The 21312-nt window shown below is 71.3% G+C and carries 18 protein-coding genes and 1 pseudogene; 13 read left to right on the top strand and 6 right to left on the bottom strand.

Annotation, left to right across the window (positions count from 1 at the left end; all coding sequences use genetic code 11):
- Positions 1 to 50: 50 nt before the first annotated feature.
- On the bottom strand, positions 51 to 254 hold the full coding sequence (locus tag ADL15_RS34305) for a Flp family type IVb pilin (protein WP_067699820.1): 204 nt from the start codon (positions 252 to 254) through the stop codon (positions 51 to 53).
- 165 nt (positions 255 to 419) lie between these two features.
- Entirely contained in the window at positions 420 to 623 is a 204-nt protein-coding gene (locus ADL15_RS34300; protein WP_232344730.1) for a Flp family type IVb pilin, read from the bottom strand.
- A 270-nt stretch (positions 624 to 893) separates the two neighbouring features.
- On the opposite strand from ADL15_RS34300, the pseudogene ADL15_RS55875 reads away from it, so the two are divergent.
- Positions 894 to 2873 (top strand): annotated as a pseudogene (locus ADL15_RS55875) (diguanylate cyclase domain-containing protein); the annotation flags it as partial.
- 20 nt (positions 2874 to 2893) lie between these two features.
- Here the strand turns inward: ADL15_RS55875 and ADL15_RS52015 are convergent.
- Positions 2894 to 4087, bottom strand: a complete 1194-nt coding sequence (locus ADL15_RS52015; protein WP_157441779.1) for an MFS transporter — start codon at positions 4085 to 4087, stop codon at positions 2894 to 2896.
- 118 nt (positions 4088 to 4205) lie between these two features.
- On the opposite strand from ADL15_RS52015, the gene ADL15_RS34285 reads away from it, so the two are divergent.
- The 5 genes from ADL15_RS34285 (at position 4206) to ADL15_RS34265 (ending at position 10871) form a co-directional block, all read left to right on the top strand.
- Positions 4206 to 6158 carry a methyl-accepting chemotaxis protein gene (locus tag ADL15_RS34285; RefSeq protein ID WP_067699816.1) on the top strand — a complete coding sequence of 651 codons (1953 nt, stop codon included), beginning with the start codon at positions 4206 to 4208 and terminating at the stop codon, positions 6156 to 6158.
- A 55-nt stretch (positions 6159 to 6213) separates the two neighbouring features.
- A complete protein-coding gene (locus tag ADL15_RS34280; RefSeq protein ID WP_067699815.1) occupies positions 6214 to 7260 on the top strand; it encodes a substrate-binding domain-containing protein in 1047 nt (348 codons plus the stop codon).
- A 63-nt stretch (positions 7261 to 7323) separates the two neighbouring features.
- On the top strand, positions 7324 to 8757 hold the full coding sequence (locus ADL15_RS34275) for an RICIN domain-containing protein (RefSeq protein ID WP_067699805.1): 1434 nt from the start codon (positions 7324 to 7326) through the stop codon (positions 8755 to 8757).
- Positions 8754 to 10088, top strand: a complete 1335-nt coding sequence (locus tag ADL15_RS34270; RefSeq protein WP_067699803.1) for an RICIN domain-containing protein — start codon at positions 8754 to 8756, stop codon at positions 10086 to 10088. Before ADL15_RS34275 ends, ADL15_RS34270 begins: the two co-directional genes overlap by 4 nt.
- A gap of 36 nt (positions 10089 to 10124) precedes the next feature.
- Positions 10125 to 10871: a sulfite exporter TauE/SafE family protein gene (locus ADL15_RS34265; protein ID WP_067699801.1), complete on the top strand. Its 747-nt coding sequence runs from the start codon at positions 10125 to 10127 to the stop codon at positions 10869 to 10871.
- A 16-nt stretch (positions 10872 to 10887) separates the two neighbouring features.
- On the opposite strand, the gene ADL15_RS34260 is transcribed toward ADL15_RS34265, so the two are convergent.
- Positions 10888 to 11220: an STAS domain-containing protein gene (locus tag ADL15_RS34260; protein WP_067699798.1), complete on the bottom strand. Its 333-nt coding sequence runs from the start codon at positions 11218 to 11220 to the stop codon at positions 10888 to 10890.
- A 74-nt stretch (positions 11221 to 11294) separates the two neighbouring features.
- Between ADL15_RS34260 and ADL15_RS34255 the strand changes: the two genes are divergently transcribed.
- On the top strand, positions 11295 to 11648 hold the full coding sequence (locus ADL15_RS34255) for a hypothetical protein (RefSeq protein WP_157441778.1): 354 nt from the start codon (positions 11295 to 11297) through the stop codon (positions 11646 to 11648).
- The gene (locus ADL15_RS52010) at positions 11645 to 11971 is read left to right on the top strand and encodes a type II toxin-antitoxin system PemK/MazF family toxin (protein ID WP_198171132.1); all 327 of its coding nucleotides are present in this window, start codon (positions 11645 to 11647) and stop codon (positions 11969 to 11971) included. Before ADL15_RS34255 ends, ADL15_RS52010 begins: the two co-directional genes overlap by 4 nt.
- 46 nt (positions 11972 to 12017) lie before the next feature.
- On the opposite strand, the gene ADL15_RS34245 is transcribed toward ADL15_RS52010, so the two are convergent.
- Positions 12018 to 13106 (bottom strand): substrate-binding domain-containing protein, encoded by a 1089-nt coding sequence (locus ADL15_RS34245; RefSeq protein ID WP_067699793.1) that lies wholly within the window; start codon positions 13104 to 13106, stop codon positions 12018 to 12020.
- A complete protein-coding gene (locus tag ADL15_RS34240; protein ID WP_067699791.1) occupies positions 13103 to 15130 on the bottom strand; it encodes a heparinase II/III domain-containing protein in 2028 nt (675 codons plus the stop codon). Before ADL15_RS34240 ends, ADL15_RS34245 begins: the two co-directional genes overlap by 4 nt.
- 234 nt (positions 15131 to 15364) lie before the next feature.
- On the opposite strand from ADL15_RS34240, the gene ADL15_RS34235 reads away from it, so the two are divergent.
- From ADL15_RS34235 to ADL15_RS34215, 5 genes are read left to right on the top strand one after another with little or no spacing between them, the layout of a single operon-like run.
- Positions 15365 to 17431 carry a DUF2264 domain-containing protein gene (locus ADL15_RS34235; RefSeq protein WP_067699789.1) on the top strand — a complete coding sequence of 689 codons (2067 nt, stop codon included), beginning with the start codon at positions 15365 to 15367 and terminating at the stop codon, positions 17429 to 17431.
- Positions 17428 to 18726, top strand: coding sequence for an ABC transporter substrate-binding protein (locus ADL15_RS34230; protein ID WP_067699787.1), 1299 nt, complete (start codon positions 17428 to 17430; stop codon positions 18724 to 18726). Before ADL15_RS34235 ends, ADL15_RS34230 begins: the two co-directional genes overlap by 4 nt.
- A 56-nt stretch (positions 18727 to 18782) precedes the next feature.
- Entirely contained in the window at positions 18783 to 19670 is an 888-nt protein-coding gene (locus ADL15_RS34225; protein ID WP_067699782.1) for a carbohydrate ABC transporter permease, read from the top strand.
- Complete coding sequence (locus ADL15_RS34220) at positions 19670 to 20554, top strand: carbohydrate ABC transporter permease (protein ID WP_067699780.1); 885 nt, start codon at positions 19670 to 19672, stop codon at positions 20552 to 20554. Before ADL15_RS34225 ends, ADL15_RS34220 begins: the two co-directional genes overlap by 1 nt.
- Positions 20551 to 21282, top strand: coding sequence for a hypothetical protein (locus ADL15_RS34215; RefSeq protein WP_067699777.1), 732 nt, complete (start codon positions 20551 to 20553; stop codon positions 21280 to 21282). The genes ADL15_RS34220 and ADL15_RS34215 overlap by 4 nt, the downstream gene beginning before the upstream one ends.
- The last annotated feature ends 30 nt before the right edge of the window (positions 21283 to 21312 follow it).

Genomic DNA, 21312 nt, shown 5'->3' with positions numbered 1-21312 from the left:
ACCGCGCCGGGGGAGTCGGCTCAGGTGATCTTGATCTTGGGGGAGTCGGCTCAGGTGATCTTGATCTTGGTGGTCAGGGTCGAGAAGACCGAGGCGATCTGGGTGCCGAAGGCCGTGACGGCGACGATGCAGAGGCCCGCGATCAGGGCGGCCAGCAGCGAGTACTCGACGGCGGTGGCGCCCTCGTCGCTGCGGCGCTCAACTGAGACGAGGCGGGCGTGGACGTAGGCGACGATCAGGTTCAGCTTTTCCATGGCGCATCCTTGCAGTGTGGGTCGCCACCGGTCCCGATGGTGCGGTCCATCGGCCGGTAGCGGTCAAAGTCTGGGCTGGTCACCGTGGGCCGGAGCGTCGGCCGGCGGGCGGCGGGTGTAGCGGCGGAAGCCGGAGCGGGAGCGGTGCGGTGGAGCGAGGCGGGCTCAGGTGATCTTGATCTTGGTGGTCAGGGTCGAGAAGACCGAGGCGATCTGGGTGCCGAAGGCCGTGACGGCGACGATGCAGAGGCCGGCGATCAGAGCGGCGAGCAGCGAGTACTCGACGGCGGTGGCGCCCTCGTCGTTGCGTCGCTCCATCGAGGCGAAGCGGGCGTGGGCGTAGGCGACGATCATGTTGAGCTTGTCCATGGCGCTTCTCCTTGGCTGTGCGGTCACCGGCAGGTTCAGCTGGCGGCAACTATGACTTCGGTCCGACCGCTGGGCCGCTGAAGCCTTACGTGGTTGCAGGTCGGGTCCGTGACGTTGCAGATTCGTGCACTCCGCGAAGGCCCGGGAGGCGGTTAATCCACCCGGGTTGCGGCCCGGGTGCACGACGGCGCAATTGCGGTGGCCGGAACACTCAAGGCCGCCCGTGGAGGGCCGATCGTGCCGGCCGTGACTCACGGCCGGGAGGTGCTCATGCCAGGTGTGTCGGTGGGAGCTGTCCGGTCCCGGCGCCGCACGCTCCGGGCGATCGCGGTGAACGGCAGCGCCCCGGCACTGCTCGCCGCCGGGTACGCGACGGTCACCTGGTCTGATCCGCACCGCGGCGCGATGCTGGCGGTGGCCGCGACGATGGTCCTGGCCGGCGTTCTGCTCTGGACCCGGTCCGGGCGGCTGGCCGGTTCGCGCCGGGGCCGGCTCGTGGCGCTGCTCGCCGGGTCGGCCGTCACGCTGACCGGGTCGGCCGTCCTGGCCCTGCTCGACGGCGGGGTGGCCGGGCCGCTCGGCACGCTGGTCCCCGGTTCGGTGATGCTGCTGGCCATCGTGCTGCCCCCGGCGGCGTTCCCGGTGGTGGGTGCGTACAGCGCGCTGGCGTACGCCTCGGTGGTCTTCTGGGGTGACCCGGCGCCGGCCGGATATGCCGTGGTCCACGTGCTCGGTTTCGCCGGTTCGGCGGTGCTCTGCCGGCGGCACGCCGCGGTCCTGATCGGGCTGCGCCGCCGCCTCGCGGACAGCTCACGCACCGACCCGCTGACCGGCTGCCTGAACCGGCGCGGCTTCGACGAGCGGGTGGCCGCGGCGCTGGCCGGCGCCGAGCGCACCGGCGAGCCGGTCACCCTGATCCTGCTCGACCTGGACCACTTCAAGACCGTCAACGACAGTCACGGCCACCGGGCCGGCGACGACCTGCTGACCTGGGCCGGGCGCGAGCTGCGGGCCGGTCTGCGCGGGCCGGACGCGGCCGGGCGGCTCGGCGGCGACGAGTTCGCGCTGCTGCTGACCGGTACCGATGCGGGCGGCGCGGCGTCGGCGGTGGACCGGGTCCGGGCCCGGCTGAACCGTTGCGCGCCGTCCAGCCTGGGGTCCGCGACTTTTCCGTACGACGCGACCGACGCGGCCGGGCTGTCCGCGGCCGCGGACCGGCGCCTGTATGCCGACAAGGCCGGCCGGGACCGCCACGCGCCGAGTGCCGCCGCGGTGGCCGAGGCCGGCGCTGAACTCGGCGAGCAGAGGTCGAATGACCCGGAGCCGTGCTCGGCGCCGACCCGCAAACGGCACGCGATCGCCGACCCGGGCTGGATGGCGGTCGCGCAGACCGGCACCGCCGCCGTCTACGTGCTGCTCTTCGCCGGCGGCCACCCGCACCGCTCCGGCATGGTCGCGCTCTGCTTCTGGGGTTTCGCCACCGGCCTCGCCCTGGTCGCCGGCGCCGACCGGCTCAGCCGTTCGCGGCTGGCCCGCCCGCTGATGCTGGCGTTCGCGGTCAGCTCGTTCCTGAGCTGCGCCGCGATCGCGGCCCTGGACGGCGGGGTGGCCGGCCCGCTCGGGATCGGGATGCTGCTCGCGGTGCCGTTGCTGATGCTGGGTCTGCGCCGGGCGATCGCCGCGCCGGTCGCGGTCGCCACCGGCGCGCTGTACGTCACGGTCGCGGTGACCGTCGGCGGAGCGAGCCTCCGGTACGTCGTGATCAGCCTCCTGGCCACCGCCGCCGCGGCGGTGGCCACCGCGACACAGGGCCGTGCCGCCGCCCGGCAGCGCGAGCTGCTCACCGCACTGTCCAGGGTGGACGCGCTCACCGGCGTGCTGAACCGCCGCGGGTTCGCCGAACGGTTCACCGCGGAGACCGGGCGAGCCCGCGGTGTCGCCCTGCTGGTCTTCGACCTGGACGGGTTCAAACAGCTCAACGACTCGGCCGGGCACGCGGCCGGCGACGAGCTGCTGCGCTGGGTGGCCGCGACACTGCGCCGGGCCGCTCAGCCGCACGACGTGGTGGGCCGCCTCGGCGGCGACGAGTTCGTGGTCCTGCTCACCGACGTGGGGTCCCCGGGCGCGACAGACGATGCCGGCCTCCCGGGCGCGATCGGCGACACGGCGGCCGACGCCGCCCGGCGGCTGCGGACGGCTCTCGCCGAGCGGACCCCGGCCAGTGTCGGCGCCGCTGTGCTGGACCGCGACGGCGACGACTTCGACGCCCTCTACGCGGTCGCCGACGGCCGGCTGTACGTGGACAAGTCCGACCGGGTCCGCGCGAAGAACGCCGCCACCAGCGCGACCACGCAGAGCGCCGCCAGGCTCAGGAACCCGGCCCGGAACGAGCCGGTGGCGTCCTTCACCGCGCCGAGCAGGTAGACGAACGCGAAGCCGCCCAGGTTCGCGCAGAAGTTGCCGAACCCGCTGATCAGCCCGGCCCGCTGCGTCCCGAGCACGGCGATCGGCAGCGCGAACAGCGGTCCGAAGTAGACCTGCACGACCATCGAGATCAGCGCGACCACGACCAGCACGGCCGGCATCCCGGGCACGTAGGTGAGCAGCGCCAGCCCGGCCGTCAGCACCACCAGCGAGCCGCTGATCACCAGCAGCGGGCGGCCGATCCGGTCCGAGACGTAGCCGCCGAGGAAGTTGGCCGGCGCGGTCACCGCGGCGCCGAGCGCGGCGACCAGCCCGGCCGCGGCGAGCGACTGGCCGCGGTCGACGACCAGCCAGGTGGGCAGCCAGAACGTGAAGCCCTGCGCGACGGCCAGCCGGGCGAACTGGATCACCCCGGTCAGCCAGACGATCCGGTGCCGCAGCAGGACGGGCAGGTCGGCGACGCGTACCGGGTGGTCCGGCGCGGGTTTCGGCACGGCCGGCCCGGCAGCCCGCAGGTAGAGCACCAGGGCGAGCAGCCCGGACGCGGCGAACAGCACGAACAGCAGCCGCCAGCCGAGCGGGCCGACCAGCAGCGGACCGGTCGAGCTGAGCAGGATGTTCGACGAGAACCCGCCGGCAACGTAGAGACCCATCGCGGTGGCGCGCCGGTCACTGGGGAACTGCTCGCTGATCAACATGAGGCCGGGCGCGAAGACCAGCGCCCGGAAGAAACCGGAAAGAGCCTGATTGATCAGGAGCATGTCGTACGAACGGAGCACGGCGAACATCGCGGCGAGCAGATTCGTGCCGAGCAGCCCGATCAGGAACAGCGTGCGCGGCGAGTACCGGTCGGCCAGGAAACCGGACGGCACCTGCATCAGCGCGTAGGTCAGGCTGCTCGCCGCGGCGAGCGTGCCCGCCTGGGAGAAGCTCAGCCCCAGGTCGGTACGGATCAGCGGGAGGAACAGCGCGATCCCGCCGAAGATCAGCGCCTGGGCGCTCTGGCAGACCACGAGCAGAGTGACGATCAGGCGGCGCACCGCCGGATGATCTCATGCCCCGTTCCGCGGTGTTCCCCTCAGCGACCGGGCGATCGTGCCGACACGGTGTTGTCGACTGCTTTGAGCCACCGAGGGGGCAATGGTGCGCCTGCCACGTATGACCATCAAGCTCCGCCTGATCATCTGCGTGGTGCTGCTCACCGGCATCTCCCTGGCCCTGGTCGCCGGTTACATCACCCGGCACAACACGGCGGAGGCGCGCCGGACCGGGTTCGCGTACGCCGGGGAGGTCGCCGCCCGCAACGCCGCCGAGGTGCAGCAGACCCTGATGACCGCGATGAACACCGCCCGGGACCTGACCGAGGCGATGGCCGCCGAGTCGACCTCGGGTGGCAACCGGGCGACGGCGAACGCCGAGCTCCAGGCGATCCTCAGCGGCCATCCGGCCTATCTCGGGGTGTGGACCGCGTGGGAGCCGAACGCGTTCGACGGGCGGGACCGGCGGTACCGCGACGCCGACGCGCGGCACGACGCCACCGGGCGGTTCGTGCCGTACTGGTTCCGGGACGGCGCCACCATCACGTCGGCGGTGCTCACCGACTACACGAAACAGGGCGCCGGCGACTACTACCTGATCGCGCAGACGACCGGCAAGGAGAAGGTGCTCGAGCCGTACTCGTACGAGGTGGGCGGCAAGGCCGTGCTGATGACCTCGATGGCCGCGCCGATCATCAAGGGCGGCACGACGGTCGGTGTCGCCGGTGTCGACCTGCCGCTGGAGAGCGTCGGCGCGACGGTCGCCGCGATCAAGCCGTTCGGCACCGGCAGCGCGATGCTGGTCAGTTCGAACGGGCTGCTGGCCGGCGGCGGGGACAGCGCGCAGGCGGGTAAGGCCGCCGACACGGCGGTGGCCCAGCTGGGTGCGAAGGCGGCCGGCTCCGCGGCGGCGGCGCAGCGCGTGATCTCCGGGGACGGCGCCGAGCAGGTGCAGATCGCGGTGCCGGTGGCGCTCGGGACCGAGGACACCTGGTCGCTGATCGTCACGGTGCCGACCGCCACCATCCTGGCCGAGGCGAACGACGCGCAGCGCACCAGCATGTGGATCACGCTGGTCGCGGTGCTGATCTCGGCGGGGATCGCGTTGCTGCTGGCCCGGTCGGTGGTCCGGCCGATCGAGCGGCTCCGAGACCGGATGGCGCAGATCGCGGACGGCGAGGGTGACCTGACCCAGCGGGCCGAGGTGACCCGGGACGACGAGTCCGGCGAGCTGGCGCAGGCGTTCAACCGGTTCGTGGAGAAGGTGGCCGGCACCGTGCGCGGCATCGCCGGCTCCGCCGACCAGGTGCGGGCCGCCGCCCAGCGGCTCAACGAGACCACGATCCGGCTCGGCGCCGACGCGGCCCGGGTCTCCGACAAGTCGGTGACCGCCGCGGACGCCACCCAGACCGTCGACGAGGGTGTGCAGTCGGTGGCCGCCGGGGCCGAGGAGATGAACGCCTCGATCGGCGAGATCGCCTCCAACGCCGCGCAGGCCGCCGAGGTGGCCAACAACGCGCGGACCGTGGCCGAGACCACCAACCGGCAGGTGGCCGAGCTGGGCACGGCGACCGACGAGATCGGCGACGTGGTCAAGCTGATCACCAGCATCGCCGAGCAGACCAACCTGCTCGCGCTGAACGCGACGATCGAGGCGGCCCGGGCCGGTGAGATGGGCAAGGGCTTCGCGGTGGTGGCCGGCGAGGTGAAGGAGCTGGCCCAGCAGACCGCCCGGGCGACCGAGGAGATCACCAACCGGATCACCGCGATCCAGTCGATCAGCGGCAACACGATCTCGGCGATCACCGAGATCGTGCAGGTGATCGCGACCATCGGCGACTACACCACGTCGATCGCCTCGGCGGTCGAGGAGCAGACCGCGACCACCACCGAGATGAGCCGGGGTGTCTCCGACGCGGCCGGCAACACCGGGCGGGTGTCCGACGCGATCGCCGAGGTGAACGAGGTGGCCCGGAAGGCCTCGGCGAACGCGCGCGAGGCACAGGACGCGGTGGCCGAGCTGTCCCGGCTGGCCGGGGACATGACGAGCCTGGTCAACACGTTCCGCTACTGACGCCCGGCCGGTGGTTTACGTTAACATCGCTGCATCTCGATCCTTGGGGAGCGGCGTGACGGAGGACCGGCTTCTCCAGGCGCAGCGGCACGAACGGCTGCTGGGCCGGGTGCGTGACCACGGCGCGATCCGGGTCCGGGAACTGGCCCGCGACCTCGGTGTCAGTGAGCTGACCATCCGGCGGGACATCGCCGCGCTGGCCGCCCGGAACCTGGTCACCCGGGTGCACGGCGGCGCCACGCTGCCGGCGCAGCCGCGGCCCGCGCTGCGCCCGCGACAGGCCTGGACGATCGGCATGGTCGTACCCTCGCTGGATTTTTATTGGCCCCCGATCGTGGCCGGTGCGCGCGCCGCGGCGGCGGCCCTCGGTGTCACGATCCAACTGCGCGGCTCCCGGTACGACCCGGCCGAGGACCGCCGGCAGATCGGCCGGCTCGTCGACGAACAGCAGGTCCAGGGGGTGCTGCTGGCGCCGTGCCTGTCACCGGCGCCGGCCGAGGCGGATCGGATGATCGACTGGATCGGCGGGCTGCCGGTGCCGGCCGTGCTCGTCGAACGGCAGCCCCGGCGCTGGTCACCGGCCGCCCGCCGGATCGAGTGGGTCCGCAGCGACCACGGCCTGGGCCTGGAGATGGCGGTCCGGCACCTCGGTGATCAGGGGCACCGCCGGATCGGTCTGGTGCTCTCCGCGGGCAGCCCGACCTCGGCCTATCTGGCTCGGGGCTGGGCCGACCTCGGCCTGCCGGACGACCTGGTCTTCGCCGGCCCGGACCCGGCGGTCGCGGCGTGCGGCCGGGGCGGTCCGACCGCGCTGATCGTGCACAGCGACCCGGACGCCATCGCGATCGCCCGCGCGCTGGCCGGGGCCGGCCTGGACGTCCCCGGCGACCTCGCGCTGGTCTCCTACGACGACGAGATCGCCCACCTGGCCGAGCCGGCGCTGACCGCGGTCCGCCCGCCGAAGAACCACGTGGGCCGGATCGCCGTCGAGCTGATGGTCTCCCGGCTGCTCAGCGGCGACCGCAGGCCGGTGCAGGGCGTGCTGGTCGCCCCGGAGCTGATGATCCGCGAGTCGTCGCTGGGCCGGGTTGTTCGACTCTGAACGCTTCTGAACACCTGGGTTCGCATCGTGGTGCCCATGTGTCGCGGGTATTACGAATGTGTCATGCGAGCAAGAATCCCCACCGCGCTCGGCGCGGTCCTGCTCTTCCTCTCCGGCGCGCTCGTCGCGTCCTCCTCCCCGGCCACCGCCGCGACCAATGGCTTCCGCGGGGTGAACTGGGCCGACCAGCGGGACAACTTCGTCGACGACACCCTCGTCCTGGGCGGTCTGAGCACGTCGGACAGTTACGCCACCACGCAGGCCAAGGCGAACGCCATCATCACCGGCTTCCAGAACAACCTGGGCGCGAACACGGTACGGATGCCGGTCAACTACCCGACGGTGTCCGGGTCGTACTGGGCCTCGTACGTCGGCGCCATCGACACCGCCGCGAGCAAGGGCAAGGTCATCCTCAGCTACTGGGAGGCGAACAGCTCCCGGGACGGCCTGGTCGACAACAGCACCCAGTTCTGGTCGATGTGGCAGACCATCGTGACCAGGTACGCGTCGAACGCCAACGTCTACTTCGAGCCGTTCAACGAGCCGTACGGCTACAGCGACACCGACTGGAAGAACCTCGCCGCCCAGTGGCTCACGAACTACGCGAGCGTCCCGCGCGCCCGCGTGATCATCAGCGGGGCCGGGTACAACCAGCGGCTCACCACGATCGGCAGCGACACCCGGTTCGACGGCACGCTGATCTCCCGGCACATCTACCAGTTCTTCGACGCCGCCCGGGTCACCGAGGACTCCTGGCGCGAGGCGCTGCGCACCAGCGTGGGCAGCTACGCGAGCCGGGTGCTGATCACCGAGTTCGGCGCCACGATGACCGACGGGCGCAACTACAACGCGGTGTCGTCGAGCGACAAGTTCGTACCGTTCCTGCGCGGTGTCGCCGCCGAGGCACGGGCCGAGGGGCTCGGCACGGTCTACTGGCCGGGCATCCGGATCGCCGACCCGTACCGGCTGCAGGAGATCAGCGGCAGCGGCACGGCGCTGACCCTGACCACCACCAACGCCTCCGGGCGCGACCAGCTGCGCTACTCGTGGGGCCTGGACGGCGGCGGGAACGCGCTGCTGGCGCACTACCGGGTCACCAACCGCAACAGCGGCAAGGTGATGGACGTGGTCGGCTCGTCGATCGCGGAGAGCGCCGAGGTCAAGCAGTACACCTGGAACGGTGGCGCCAACCAGAAGTGGGCGTTCGAGGACGTCGGCAGCGGTTACGTCCGGGTGGTCAACCAGTTCAGCGGCAAGTGCCTGGACGTCGCGTCGGCGTCGACCGCGGACGGCGCGAACGTGGTCCAGTACACCTGCGGGACCGGCACCAACCAGCAGTGGTCGTGGGTCGCCACCGGCAGCTACTGGACGCTCGTCGCGCGGCACAGCGGCAAGTGCCTGGACGTGGTCGCCGCGGGCACCGCCGACGGCACCGACATCAGCCAGTACACCTGCAACGGCGGCACCAACCAGCAGTGGACCCGGAGCGCGGCATGAAGATCCTCATGGCGCTGCTGATGCTGCTCACCCCGGTCACGGTGACGAACGGGACCCAGTTCGGCGGGGTGCACGCCCATGGCGGCGGCGTGATCAAGGTCGGTTCCTACTACTACTGGTTCGGCGAGAACCGGAGCGCGGACGACACGTTCTACGCCGTCAGCGTCTACCGGTCGACCGATCTGCTCACCTGGGAGTTCCGCAACAACGTGCTCACCCGCTCGTCCGCGGCCGAGCTGGCCTCCGCCAAGATCGAGCGGCCCAAGGTGGTCTACAACGCGGCCACCGGCAAGTACGTGATGTGGATGCACAAGGAGAACGGGTCCGATTATGCCGAGGCCCGCGCTGCGGTCGCGGTTTCCGACACGGTCGACGGGACTTATGCGTACGCGGGGAGCTTCCGTCCCCTGGGTAGCTACATGTCCCGGGACATCACGCTCTACCAGGAGGGCTCGACGGCCTACATGATCTCGGCGGCCGACGAGAACCGGGACCTGATGATCTACCGGCTCACGGCGGACTACCGCAACGTCGAGTCGGTGGTCGGCAACTTCTGGAACGACGCGTCCCGGGAGGCGCCGGCCCTGTTCAAGCGGGGCAGCACGTACTTCATGCTGACCTCCGGCACGTCCGGCTGGAACCCCAACCAGTCCCGTTATGCCACCGCGTCCAGCATCGCGGGGCCGTGGACCGGCTGGACCAACGTGGGCGACGCGACCACGTACAACTCCCAGCCCGCGTACGTGCTGCAGCTCGGCAACAGCTTCCTGTACATGGGTGACCGCTGGGCCGGCGCGTGGGGCGGCCCGGTCAACAGCTCCGAGTACGTCTGGCTGCCGATCAGCTTCCCGAGCAGCACCTCGATGACGCTCGGCTGGTCACCGACGATCACCGTGGACGCGGCGGCGGGCACGGTCACCGGCAGCGCGGTGCCGTACTACCAGGTCACCAACCGCAGCTCGGGCAAGGTGATCGACGTCTGGAACTCGTCGACGGCCGACAACGCCGAGGTCAAGACGTACGCCGCTAACACCGGCACCAACCAGCAGTGGGACTTCCGCTCCACCGGCGGCGGCTACCTCCACGTGATCAACCGCAACAGCGGCAAGTGCCTGGACGTGGCGTCGTCGTCGACCGCGGACGGCGCCAACATCATCCAGTACACGTGCGGGACCGGCGCCAACCAGCAGTGGTCGTGGGTCGCGAGCAGCGGCTACTACCAGCTCAAGGCGCGCCACTCGGGCAAGTGCCTGGCCCTGGCGGCCGACGCCGTCGACCTCCAACAGCTGACCTGCGGTACCGCTACCACTCAACTGTGGTCCCGCTCCTGACCGAGTCGGCCCGGCGTATCCGTACGCTGGGCCGACGTGGACCTTGAACGCGCCGCCCTGCTGCTGGCCGGAGGTGTCGGGTCCGGGCTGACCGGCTCGATCGCCGGACTCGCCTCGCTGGTCAGCTATCCGGTGCTGCTGGCGGCCGGGCTGCCACCGGTGGCCGCGAGCATGACCAATACCGTCGCGCTGCTGGCCGCTCCGGCCGGCACCGCCGGCGGGGCACGCCACGAACTGCGCGGCCAGGGCCGCCGGATGGTCCGGGCCGGGGTGGTCTGCGCGGCCGGCGGCATCGCCGGGGGCCTGCTGCTGATGGGTACGCCCACGTCGGCCTTCGAGCTGATCGTCCCGTTCCTGATCGTGCTCGGCGCGCTCGCCCTGCTGTTCCGCGAACCGCTGCGCGACTGGTACACCCGCCCGGGCCGTCGCCCGCCGCTGAACCTGGCGATCTTCCTGATCGGCATCTACGGCGGCTACTTCGGGGCGGCGGCCGGGGTGCTGCTGCTCGCCGCGATGGCGGTCGCCACGACCGAGGCCCTGGCCATCACGAACGCGGTCAAGACGATGGTCCTGGGCGCCGCCAACCTGGCCGCCGCGATCCTGTACGCCCTGATCGGCCCGGTGCACTGGGACGCGGCCGCCCTGCTCGCCATCGGTTGCCTGGCCGGCAGCTGGCTCGGCCCGGCGGTGGTCCGGAGGAGCCCGGAACGGCCCTTGCAGGTGGTCATCGCCGTGGCCGCGATCGGCCTGGCCACCTACCTCTGGTGGAAAGCCCTCCGCTGAGCGAGCCGGGGGTGGGTCAGACCGGTTCGAGGCCGAAGACCTCGGCCAGGCCGGTGACCTCGATGGCCTGCCGGACCGGCGGCGACGGCCGGGTCAGCACCATGGTCAGCCCGGCCGCGGCGGCGCTGTTGCGGGCGCCGACCAGGGCACCGAGGGCGTAGGAGTCGATGAATGTCACCTCGGCCAGGTCCAGGCTGAGCTGCCGGCACTCCGACGCCGTGACCGCCTTCTCCAGGCTTTCCCGGAGCTCGTCGGCGGCGTCGACGTCCAGCTCCGCGATCATCAGGGCCGCGTGCAACGTATAGCCTTCGTCGCTGGTGCGGTAGGTCACGATCGCTTCAGTGCTCATGGCGGCTCACCCTACCCACCATCTTCAACCGCTACTCCTGAACGAGCCCCGCATCGTGGCGCGGAGGCGACATCATGCGTCATGATGACCGAATGGGGTCTGCCGGAAGCGCCACTAGCATTGCGATCGCCGCGGTCGGTGTGGGATTGAGCCTGGTGGCCGTCATCTTGACCTGGCTCGTCGCGCGGCAGGCACTCGAGCGGGAGCGCCAATCCGCGGCCGAACGCCTGCAACAGCAGGAACAGCTGATCACATTCTTTTCAGATGTCATGCTGCGGAGGCCGGTGAGAACTGCCGGCGACAGTGAGGCCTCCGAAGAGGGCTACGACGACTACGAGAGGTGGCTCCGAGAGGAGGAACACGTCTACGACGAGATCGCTGAACTCGCCAAGAGATCAGCAATGCGGCAGGCTGGACAGCACGCGTGAACCCGTACCGTGGCCAGGTCTGGTGGGTCGAGACGGAGTTCGGTCGTAAGCCGTGGCTTGTCGTCAGCAATAACAGAATCAATCAGCGGCGTAGAAGAACGGTTATCGCCGCTCGCATGACTACGACGATGAAATTCCAGGATCTCCCCGAAGTCGTCGGGTTGAGTAGCCAGGATCAGATGACTGGCGTTGTTCTTTGTGGCACGTTGGCCGAGATCGACAAAGAAGACCTGCTGCAGAATGCCGGTGCGCTGTCGCGCGAGACAATGCGCAGAGTCGATGCGGCCCTCGCGTTCACCTTTGGTCTGAGCGTCGGTACCTGACTTGATACCGGCCCACGGCACTTCAACGCGGGTCGTGGCGGCATGGTCAGGTGGGTGGGGCGGCGGTGGAGGCTCGCAGGTGCAAGGAGGGGCTGATCACCACCCGGTGGGCGGGGCGATCAGGGTCGGTCAGGCGGTCGGCGACCAGGCGGACGGCGGCTCGGCCGATGGAGCGGCGCGGCGGGCGGACCGCGGTCAGCGCCGGGCTGAACAGGCCGGCCACCTCGTCGTCGTAGGCGACCACCGAGAGCTGGCCGGGGACTGCCAGGCGGCGTTCCTCGCAGCGCTGGACCAGGGCTATCGCCTCCGGGTCGGCGTGCACCAGCAAGGCCGTCGTACCGGTGGCCAGGCAGCGGTCGAGGACCTCGTCCAGGGCGGCGGTCAGTGACGGGCTGGCCGCGTTCGGGATCTGGGCGTCGACGGTCGCGGTCACGTCCAGGCCGCACTCGGTGGTGGCCTCGAGCCAGCCGCGGCGGACGTGCGGGCGGGTCGGGCTGCCCACCGCCAGGACCACGCCGATCTTGCGGTGGCCCAGGCCGGCCAGGTGCCGGACGGCCATGGCGGCGCCCAGCGCGTGATCGGTGACCACCGACTCCAGGGCGTCGTGGAACGGGCCGGTCGCCGCGGTGCGTTCCAGCAGCACCACCGGCAGCCCGGTGCCGGCCAGCCAGTCGACGGTGCGGCCGGCGGTCGGCACGTCCATCCGGGGCGCGACGATCAGCGCGTCCACGCCCTGATCGACGAGCCGGGCCAGCTGCGGCCGATCATCTTCGGTCTCGTAGGACGAGCCGCGCAGCACGATCCGCATGTCCAGCTCGCGGGCCGCCTCCTCGGCGCCACGGGCCACCGCCGGGTAGTAGTAGTCCAGCGACGGCACCAGCATCCCGAGCGAGGTGACCTGCGGCTCGGACGCCGGCGGCGGATCGTCCGCCGACGGCAGCGTCACCCCGCCGTGCACCCGCCGGACCAGGCCCTCCGCGGCCAGCTGGGCGATGTCCCGGCGGATCGTCACGGCCGCGGCACCGAGCGTCTCGGTCAGGTCGGAGATCCGTAGCACGCCGTCCCGCTGCAGCGCCTCGAGCAGCCGGGCCCGCCGGGTGTCCGGCAGGGGACCCCGTTTGTCCGATGTGTTCACCGCTGCTCCTTCACGGTCAGGTCGAGCGTACCGATCGGTCCGAGCCCGCTCACGTCGATCTCCAGCCGAGTCACATGATCGCCCCACACGCTGCTGAGCAGGGGGTCGTCCAGCTCGCGCACGGTTGTCGCGGACGGTACCGGTGGGCTCCAGGCCAGCCGCAGCACACCCGCGCCGTCCAGGGCGGTCACCTCGGCGTATCCGGCGCCGGTCCGGACCGCGCCGGCCAGGACCAGGTGGATCCGGGTCGGCGCGCGGCCCGCCGGCGCGAGCTCCCACTGATCTCTTACGGTCACCACGCCTGCGGCGCGATCAAGGCGGGCGATCCGGTGCCAGGTCCGCACGCCGGCCGCCGGATAGGCGTCCGCAAGATCCAAAAACATCTGTGTGTACGCGTCGGAGCTGCTCGTCGTCACACCCCGGGCGGCGTGCTCCCGGCCGGCGGCCTGCGCCACGCCCCGGATCTCCGGAACGTTGTGCCACGAGCTCTGCATCGCCCACACGTCGTACCGCCCGGCCCCGAACGTCGCCGCCGTGTACGTCGGCCGCCCCGGATCGATCAGCACCGGCACCCCGTGCAGCGCCACCACGACACTGCCCACGTCGTTGTGGTTGTGGTGCTCCCCGTTGTGCCCACCCTTGACGGCCAGGGTGAGCCCGGCCGAGCTGCCCGTCGCCATCCGCGCCACCAGCACCTCGGTCGACGGCCACCACACGTCCCGCGCCAGCCAGGGCTCCGCCGCAGAGGTCGGAGCCGCAGCGGTCGGAGCTGCGGGGGTCGACGCCGTGGGGGCGGGCGCTGCGGGGGCCGGAGCCGGGGAGGTGGGGGCAGCGGCCGCCGCCCAGGACGGGTCGGTCAGGGCGGACAGCAACCGCCCGAGGCCGTCGCTCTCCTGCGCGACCGGTGAGCCCGGCCGCCGCTGGGCTGCCGCGTGGGCGAGCGCTGCCGGGTCGCCCACCCGTCGGGCCTCCCGGTGCAGGGCACGCCACGGCTGCTCGCTCGACGGGCGGGCCGGGCTGTCCGCCAGGCTCAGGTACCACGGTCCGCCCAGGTGCATCCGGTACGGGAAGGCGACCGTCTCGCGCAGCGACGCCGTGACCGGTGCGCCGCCCAGCGCCCCGCCCGAGGCGTGGTCGAGGAGGTCGAGCGCTTCGAGCAACCGTCCCGCCCCGTTCCACCAGTACGCGTACCCCTCGTCGATCGCCCCGTCGGGCGGGAGCGCCACCACGTACCGATCAAGACCGTCGACTATCAGGCGCGTCAGCGCCGTGCGCAGCGGCGGATCGGTGACCAGACCGAGGACCGCGACCAGCAGGTTTCCGTGGATCCACGGGTTCCAGTTGTGCACGTCGCCGTCGAGTCCCAGCCAGTGCCAGTCCCGGCGCTCGCGGAACGGGCGGAGCACCCGCCGCTCCACCTCGTAGCGGATCCGCGAACGCACACCGGGCGCCCGCTCGTCGAGCTGCGCGCCCAGCAGATGGTCGATCCAGGCGAGCTGGGCGGCCACCTCGCCGGCCCCGAGATCGAGGTACGGCGTGGTCACCTCCGGCAGCACCGACCCGTGGCGCGTGAACGTGTCGTCGTGCGCCGGCCAGCACCAGGTGCTCTGCTCGCACCACAGCACGACGCCGTCGACCACCTCGTCCAGCCAGCGCGGTTCGAGGGTGACCGCGGCGAGCACCGCGGCGCGGCTGACCCGGTCCCGCCGGGCCCAGATCACCTGCTCGTACGTGTCCCGGTCGCCGTCCCGGAAGTACCTGGCGAAGCCGCTCGCGAGCGGCACCGGCCAGGGTGTCCCGAGCTCGGCGGCGGCGCGGTCGCGCAGCCCGCCGAGGGTGACCGGGTCCAGCGCGGCGGGATCCCAGGTGGCCCGGTCGGTGGCCGGTGGCACCGGCAGGCAGCGGCCGGGCGGCAGCAGGGCGGCGGGCCCGAGGCCGGCCCAGGCCGCGGCGACCGGGCCGCCGGCCGCCGCCGGGCCGGCTGCCGGGAGCGGGCCGTTGCGGTGTTCCGAGGTGCTGCTCATGTCCCCCGTCCCGGCCTGATCGTTCGTGATCGTAACAGATCACTTAGGTGCTCATGGATGGCTGCCGGAGCGCCTCCGAAACCGCCACTCTGGACGGTTGTCGAGGGAAACTCCAGGTGGAGAACGCACGATCACTTCTGACTGCAACAGTCCGTTCAAGACATTGACATGCTCGATTGTGAGCGTTTAACGTCCTCGAAACCGAGCCGTCCGCTCCCGTTCGGAGAGTGCCGCGTGCCTGAGGACCTGAGAACACTGACCAGAACCGACCAGGACTGGTCCCGAGACGACTGGCTGAACCTGGCCGACCGGCTGCTCGCCGCCGCCCGCCGCCACGGGTCCCCGGGCCACGCCCGGATCGTCCCGCCCGGCGCCGAGGGTGGCTACGGCCGTGACGTCGACGGCCTCGAGGGTTTCGCCCGGACGTTCCTGACCGCCGGGTTCCGGATCGCCGGAGCGCGCGGCGCCGGTCTCGACGAGCTGATCGACTGGTACGCCACCGGCCTGGCCGCCGGCGTCGACCAGGCCTCGCCGGAGCGCTGGGTCCGGCTCACCGAGCACGGCCAGGCCAAGGTCGAGGCGGCCAGCATCGCCCTGATCCTGGACATGACCCGGCCCTGGCTGTGGGACCGGCTCGGCGAGCGGGTGCAGGAGCAGGTCGTCGACTATCTCGCGCCGGCCGTCGGCGACGACACGTACCCGCAGATCAACTGGGTCTGGTTCCGGCTGGTCGTGCAGACGTTCCTGCGGTCGGTCGGCGGGCCGTGGTCGGCCGGCGAGGTCGAGGCCGACCTGGCCACGCACGACTCGTTCCGGCGGGCCGGCGGGTGGCTGTCCGACGGGCCGCGGCGGGCGTACGACCACTACACCGGCTGGGCGCTGCACCTCTATCCGACCCTCTGGGCGCGGATGGCCGGCGCCGAGGATGTCGCCGCGCCGCGCCGGCAGCGGTACACCGACGACCTCGACCGATACCTGCAGGACGCACTGGCGCTGGTCGGCGGGGACGGGTCGCCGCTGCTGCAGGGGCGCAGCCTGATCTACCGGTTCGCGGCGGCCGCACCGTTCTGGGCCGGCGCGATCGCCGGGGTGCCGTCGGCGCCGCCCGGCCAGCTCCGGCACGCCGCGACGCGGATCGTGCAGCACTTCGCCGAGCGCGGGGCGCCGGACGCCGACGGACTGCTGAGCCTGGGCTGGCACGGGCCGTGGCGGCGGCTGGCGCAGTCGTACTCCGGGCCCGGGTCGCCGTACTGGGCCAGCAAGGGGCTGCTCGGGATCGCGTTGCCGGCCGACCATCCGGTGTGGACCGCGCCGGGGGAGCCGCTGCCGATCGAGCGCGGGGACGTGTCGCGGGCGGTCACCGCACCCGGGTGGCTGATCAGCGGGACCAGGGCCGACGGCATCGTGCGGGTCGTCAACCATGGAACCGATCATGCGTACGAGGGTCAGCCGGGCGCGGACTCCCCGCTCTACGCCCGGCTCGGCTATTCCACGGCGACCGCGCCGGTGCTCGACGAGTCGGGCTGGATCGCGCCGGTGGACCAGTCGGTCACCCTGATCGACCGGGCCGGGAACACCACGCATCGGGCCGGCATGCGCACTCTGGTCGTACAGGAAGGGTTGGCTGGTTCGCGCGGTCCGGTGCACTGGATCCGTGCCGATGACAGCGGCCCGGACCACGGATCCGGGCGGTCCGGAACGGCCGAGCGGGCCGCGACCCTCACGGTCTTCTCGCTGGTCCGCGGCCCGTTCGAGCTACGCCTCGCGCGGGTCGACGACGTCGCCGGCGACCCGGACACGCTCCGCCTGCGCGTCGGCGGCTGGCCGGTGGCGGGCCGTGGCGACGCAGCGGTCATCGGCGCCACCGTGACCGCCACCGGCAACGGCTTGACCTCCTACTCAGCCGCACTCCCGCCCCTCGGAAGTGAACCCGGCTCCGGCCGCGAACCTGGCCGCAGGTCCGACCGGGAAGCCGGAAGTGAATCCGGATTCGGCTCCGGAAGCGAAACCGGCCGCGAAACCGGGCGGGAAGCCGGAAGTGAACCCGGATTCGGCGCCGCGAGCGAAGCGGGATTCACCGTGCACGACGATGCCGGGCCGCTCGGCGGGCCGGTGCGGGTGCCGTGGGCCGACCATCCGGTGCGCGCCGGGGTCTGGACCGCCACCCTCCTCGCGCTCACCGCCGCACCGGTGGTGGGACCGCACTGCCGGGCCGCCCTCGGCCCCGGCGAGAACGTGACAGTGACCTGGCCGGACGGTGTCACCACCCGGCATCACCTCGACCTGAAGGAGAAGGGATGAACCGCTCGATAACCGCCGTCCTCGGCGCCGCCACGGTGCTCTCACTCGCGCTCACCGGGTGCTCGTCCGGCGACGACGGCGCCGGCGCGGACGGCAAGACCACACTCACCCTGGCCGGCTGGAGTCTGGCGACCACGCCCGAGTTCAAGCTGCTCGCCGACGGGTTCCACCAGAAGAACCCGGACGTCACGGTCGAACTCAAGGAGTACGACCCGAAGAACTACGACACCCAGATGATCGCCGACCTGGCCGCCGGCAAGGCGCCGGACATCTACGTGCAGAAGACCTTGAAGAACTTCTACACGTACCAGAGCGGCAAGCAACTGCTCGACGTGTCGGACGTGGCCGCCGGTCTGAAGTCGGCGAACGGGCTGTCGTCCTACCAGGTCGACGGCAAGACTTTTGCGGTGCCCTACCGGGGTGATTCCTGGGTCATCTACTACAACAAGGCGCTCTTCGACCAGGCGAAGGTGAAGTACCCGGACGGGTCGTGGACCTGGGACGACTACGCGGCGGCCGGCAAGCAGCTGACCACCGGGCTGAAGACGGCCGGCTCCAAGGCACTCGGCATCTACGAGCACGTCTGGCAGTCCACGCTGCAGGGCTTCGCGCTGGCACAGACGCCCGGCGCCGACCTGGCGAGCGGCAACTTCGGGTACCTCAAGCCGTATTACACCCGCGCCCTGGACCTGCAGAAGGCCGGCGCGCAGGTCGGGCTCGGCGACGCGACCACCAACAACCTGACCTACCAGGCGCAGTTCGGCAAGCAGCAGGCGGCCATGATGACCATGGGCACCTGGTACATCGCGACCCTGCTCAGCCAGCAGAAGAGCGGCGACGCCGACACGTTCGAGTGGGGCATCGCGCCGGCGCCGCAGGCGGACAAGTCGACCACCGGCACCGCGGCCACCCCGGTCACGTTCGCCGACCCGACCGGTCTCGGGATCAACCCCAAGATCGACAAGGGGGAGATCGACGCGGCCAAGGCATTCCTTTCGTACGCCGCGGGCCCGGACGCCGCGAAGGCGCTCGCCGCGATCGGGATCACCCCGGCCAACACCGACGCGGCCGCCGACACGATCTTCGCGGTCAAGGGTGTGCCCACCGACGCCGTCGCCAAGTTCGCCTTCACCAAGCACGACACCAAGCCGGAGAACCCGGTCGGGAAGTACACCGCGCCGCTGCAGAACATCCTCAACGACCTGCACACCGCGGTGCTCTCCGGGAGCAAGGACATCGACGCCGCGATCGCCGAGGCGCAGGACCGGGCCAAGAACGAGGTCCTGAACAAGTGACCGTGCGGGCCCGGCGCCCCGTCCGCGCCGGGCCCGCCGCACCTCCAGGAGTAACCATGACCACGATTCCGGCCGCCCGCCGGCGCAGGAACACGCTGCTGGGGTGGAGCTTCCTGCTGCCCAACTTCATCGGTTTCGCGCTGCTCACCATGGTTCCGGTGGTGCTGCTCTTCTACTACGCGTTCACCAGCTGGGACATGTTCGGCGGGTCCGAGTGGACCGGGCTGGACAACTTCCAGCAGATGGTGCGGGACGCCAGTTTCCGGACCGCGCTGGGCAACACCCTCTACTACACGGTCTTCCACATCCCGCTGACCCTGCTGGCGGCGCTCGGGCTGGCGCTGCTGCTGAACAAGCGGCTGCGCGGGGTGGCGTTCTTCCGTACGGTGGCGTTCTTCCCCTACATCACCTCGATCGTGGCCGTCGCGCAGGTCTGGAACATGCTGTTCAGTCCCGGGTACGGCCCGATCAACGCGGTGCTGCGCGCGGTCGGCGTTGACAACCCGCCGGGCTGGACCACCTCGGCGGACTGGTCGATGCCCGCGGTGATCGTGGTCGGCACGTGGCGGGAGATGGGCTACTTCATGCTGATCTTCCTGGCCGGCCTGCAGACCGTGCCCGGCGAGCTCTACGAGGCGGCCCGGGTCGACGGCGCGAACGCGTGGCAGCGGCTGCGCGCGGTCACCCTGCCCTGCCTGCGGCCCACCACGTTCTTCGTGATCGTGATGCTGACCATCAACAGCTTCAAGGTCTTCGACCTGATCCTGGTGATGACGAACGGCGGGCCCGGCCAGTCCACCCTGGTGCTGGCCCAGTACATCTACCGCAAGGGCTTCGAGGAGAACCAGTTCGGCTACGCCTCGGCGGTGTCGGTGGTGCTCTTCGGCATCTGTTTCCTGGTCACCGTCGTGCAGTTCCTGGTGAACCGGCGAAGGGAGGCGTGATGAGCACGCTGCTGAACCCCGCTCCCGTCCTGCTCCCGCCGGCGGCGCCCCGGCCGGCCCGGCGTGGGGCGCGGGCCGGCCGGATCCTCGGCTACCTGGCGCTGATCGTCGCGTCGGCGGCCGTGCTGCTGCCGTTCTACTGGATGGTCGTCTCGTCGCTGAAGACGAACAACGAGGTCTTCACGCTGCCGGTGACGTGGCTGCCGTCGAGCGCCGAATGGCACAACTACGTGGACATCTGGACCCGCTCGGACATGACCACCTGGCTCGGCAACACCGTGCTGCTCTCGGTGGTGGTCACCCTATTGCAGGTGCTCACCGGCAGCTTCGCCGCGTACGGCTTCGCCAAGATCCGGTTCCCCGGGCGGGACGTGCTGTTCCTGGCGTACGTGGGGACGCTCGCAGTGCCGTGGCAGTCGTACATGATCCCGCAGTTCGTGCTGCTCTCGAAGTGGCACCTGTCGGACACCCTGTGGTCGATCATCGCGATCCAGGCGTTCGGCGCGCTCGGGGTCTTCCTGATGAAGCAGTTCTACGAGTCGGTCCCGGACGAGCTGGTCGACGCGGCCCGGATCGACGGCATGAGCGAGTACGGCATCTACCGCCGGATCATGCTCCCGCTCTCCACCCCGGCGCTGGCCAGCCTGGCGCTGCTCACCCTGGTGAACACGTGGAACGACTTCCTCGGCCCGCTGCTCTACCTGCGCAGCAACGACCTCTGGACGATCCAGCTCGGCCTGCGCACGTTCATCAGCCAGTACAGCGCCGAGTACGCCCTGATCATGACCGGCTCGGTGCTCTCGGTGCTGCCGATCGCGGTGATCTTCATGGTCGGCCAGCGGTACTTCGTCGAGGGCATCGCGACCACGGGGTTGAAGGGATGAGCCGGCTGGACCGTCTCGGCGCCGTCTTCGACCTGGCCTACCTGGCGCTGGCCACCAACCTGCTGCTCGCCGTCTCGGCCCTGCCGCTGCTCGTGGGGATGTTCGGTCCCGGCCTCCTGGCGATCCTGGCCGCCCCGCTCGTCGCGCCCGGGCTCTGCGCCGCGTTCGCGGTCTTCGCCGCCCACCCCGGCCCGGTGGTCCGCACGTTCGGCCGGGCCTGGCTCGCGTCGTTCCGGCGGGCGACCCAGCTCGGCGCGCTGGCCACCGCCGCGGTGGTGGTGCTCGCGGTGGACATCCGGGCGGCCTGGGGACACCCGGCCGGCGCGGCGGTGATCCCGGTGCTCGTGGTGCTGATCGTGCTGGTGGTGGCGACCACCCTGCTGGGCCTGGCCGCGCTGGGCGACCACCCGGCCGCCCGGCTGCGCGACGTGCTGCGGGCGAGCCTGTTCCTGGGCGTCCGCCGCTGGTACCTGACGCTGCCGTCGCTCGGGGTGCTCGCCCTGTTCGAGGCCCTGTTCGCGGCGAAACCGGTGCTCGCGCTGAGCCTCGCGGCGACCCCGCTGCTCTACGCGGTCTGGGCGAACTGCCGCTACACCCTCGCCCCGGCCCACCGCACCGGCTGGCTCTCCGAGGTGCCTCGCACCCCCGGAGGCACCCCCGGAAGCCAGCCGGCATCCCGGCCCCGGCTGGTGCTCAGGGGTGTCTCACACCCTCCGAGGCACCCCTGACGACCAGCCGACACCTTGACCGAGAGGACC

The sequence above is a fragment of the Actinoplanes awajinensis subsp. mycoplanecinus genome (assembly GCF_001509495.1).
GTDB lineage: Bacteria > Actinomycetota > Actinomycetes > Mycobacteriales > Micromonosporaceae > Actinoplanes > Actinoplanes palleronii.
Note: the sequence above shows the minus strand (reverse complement) of the source record. Positions and strands in the feature narration are given on the sequence as shown.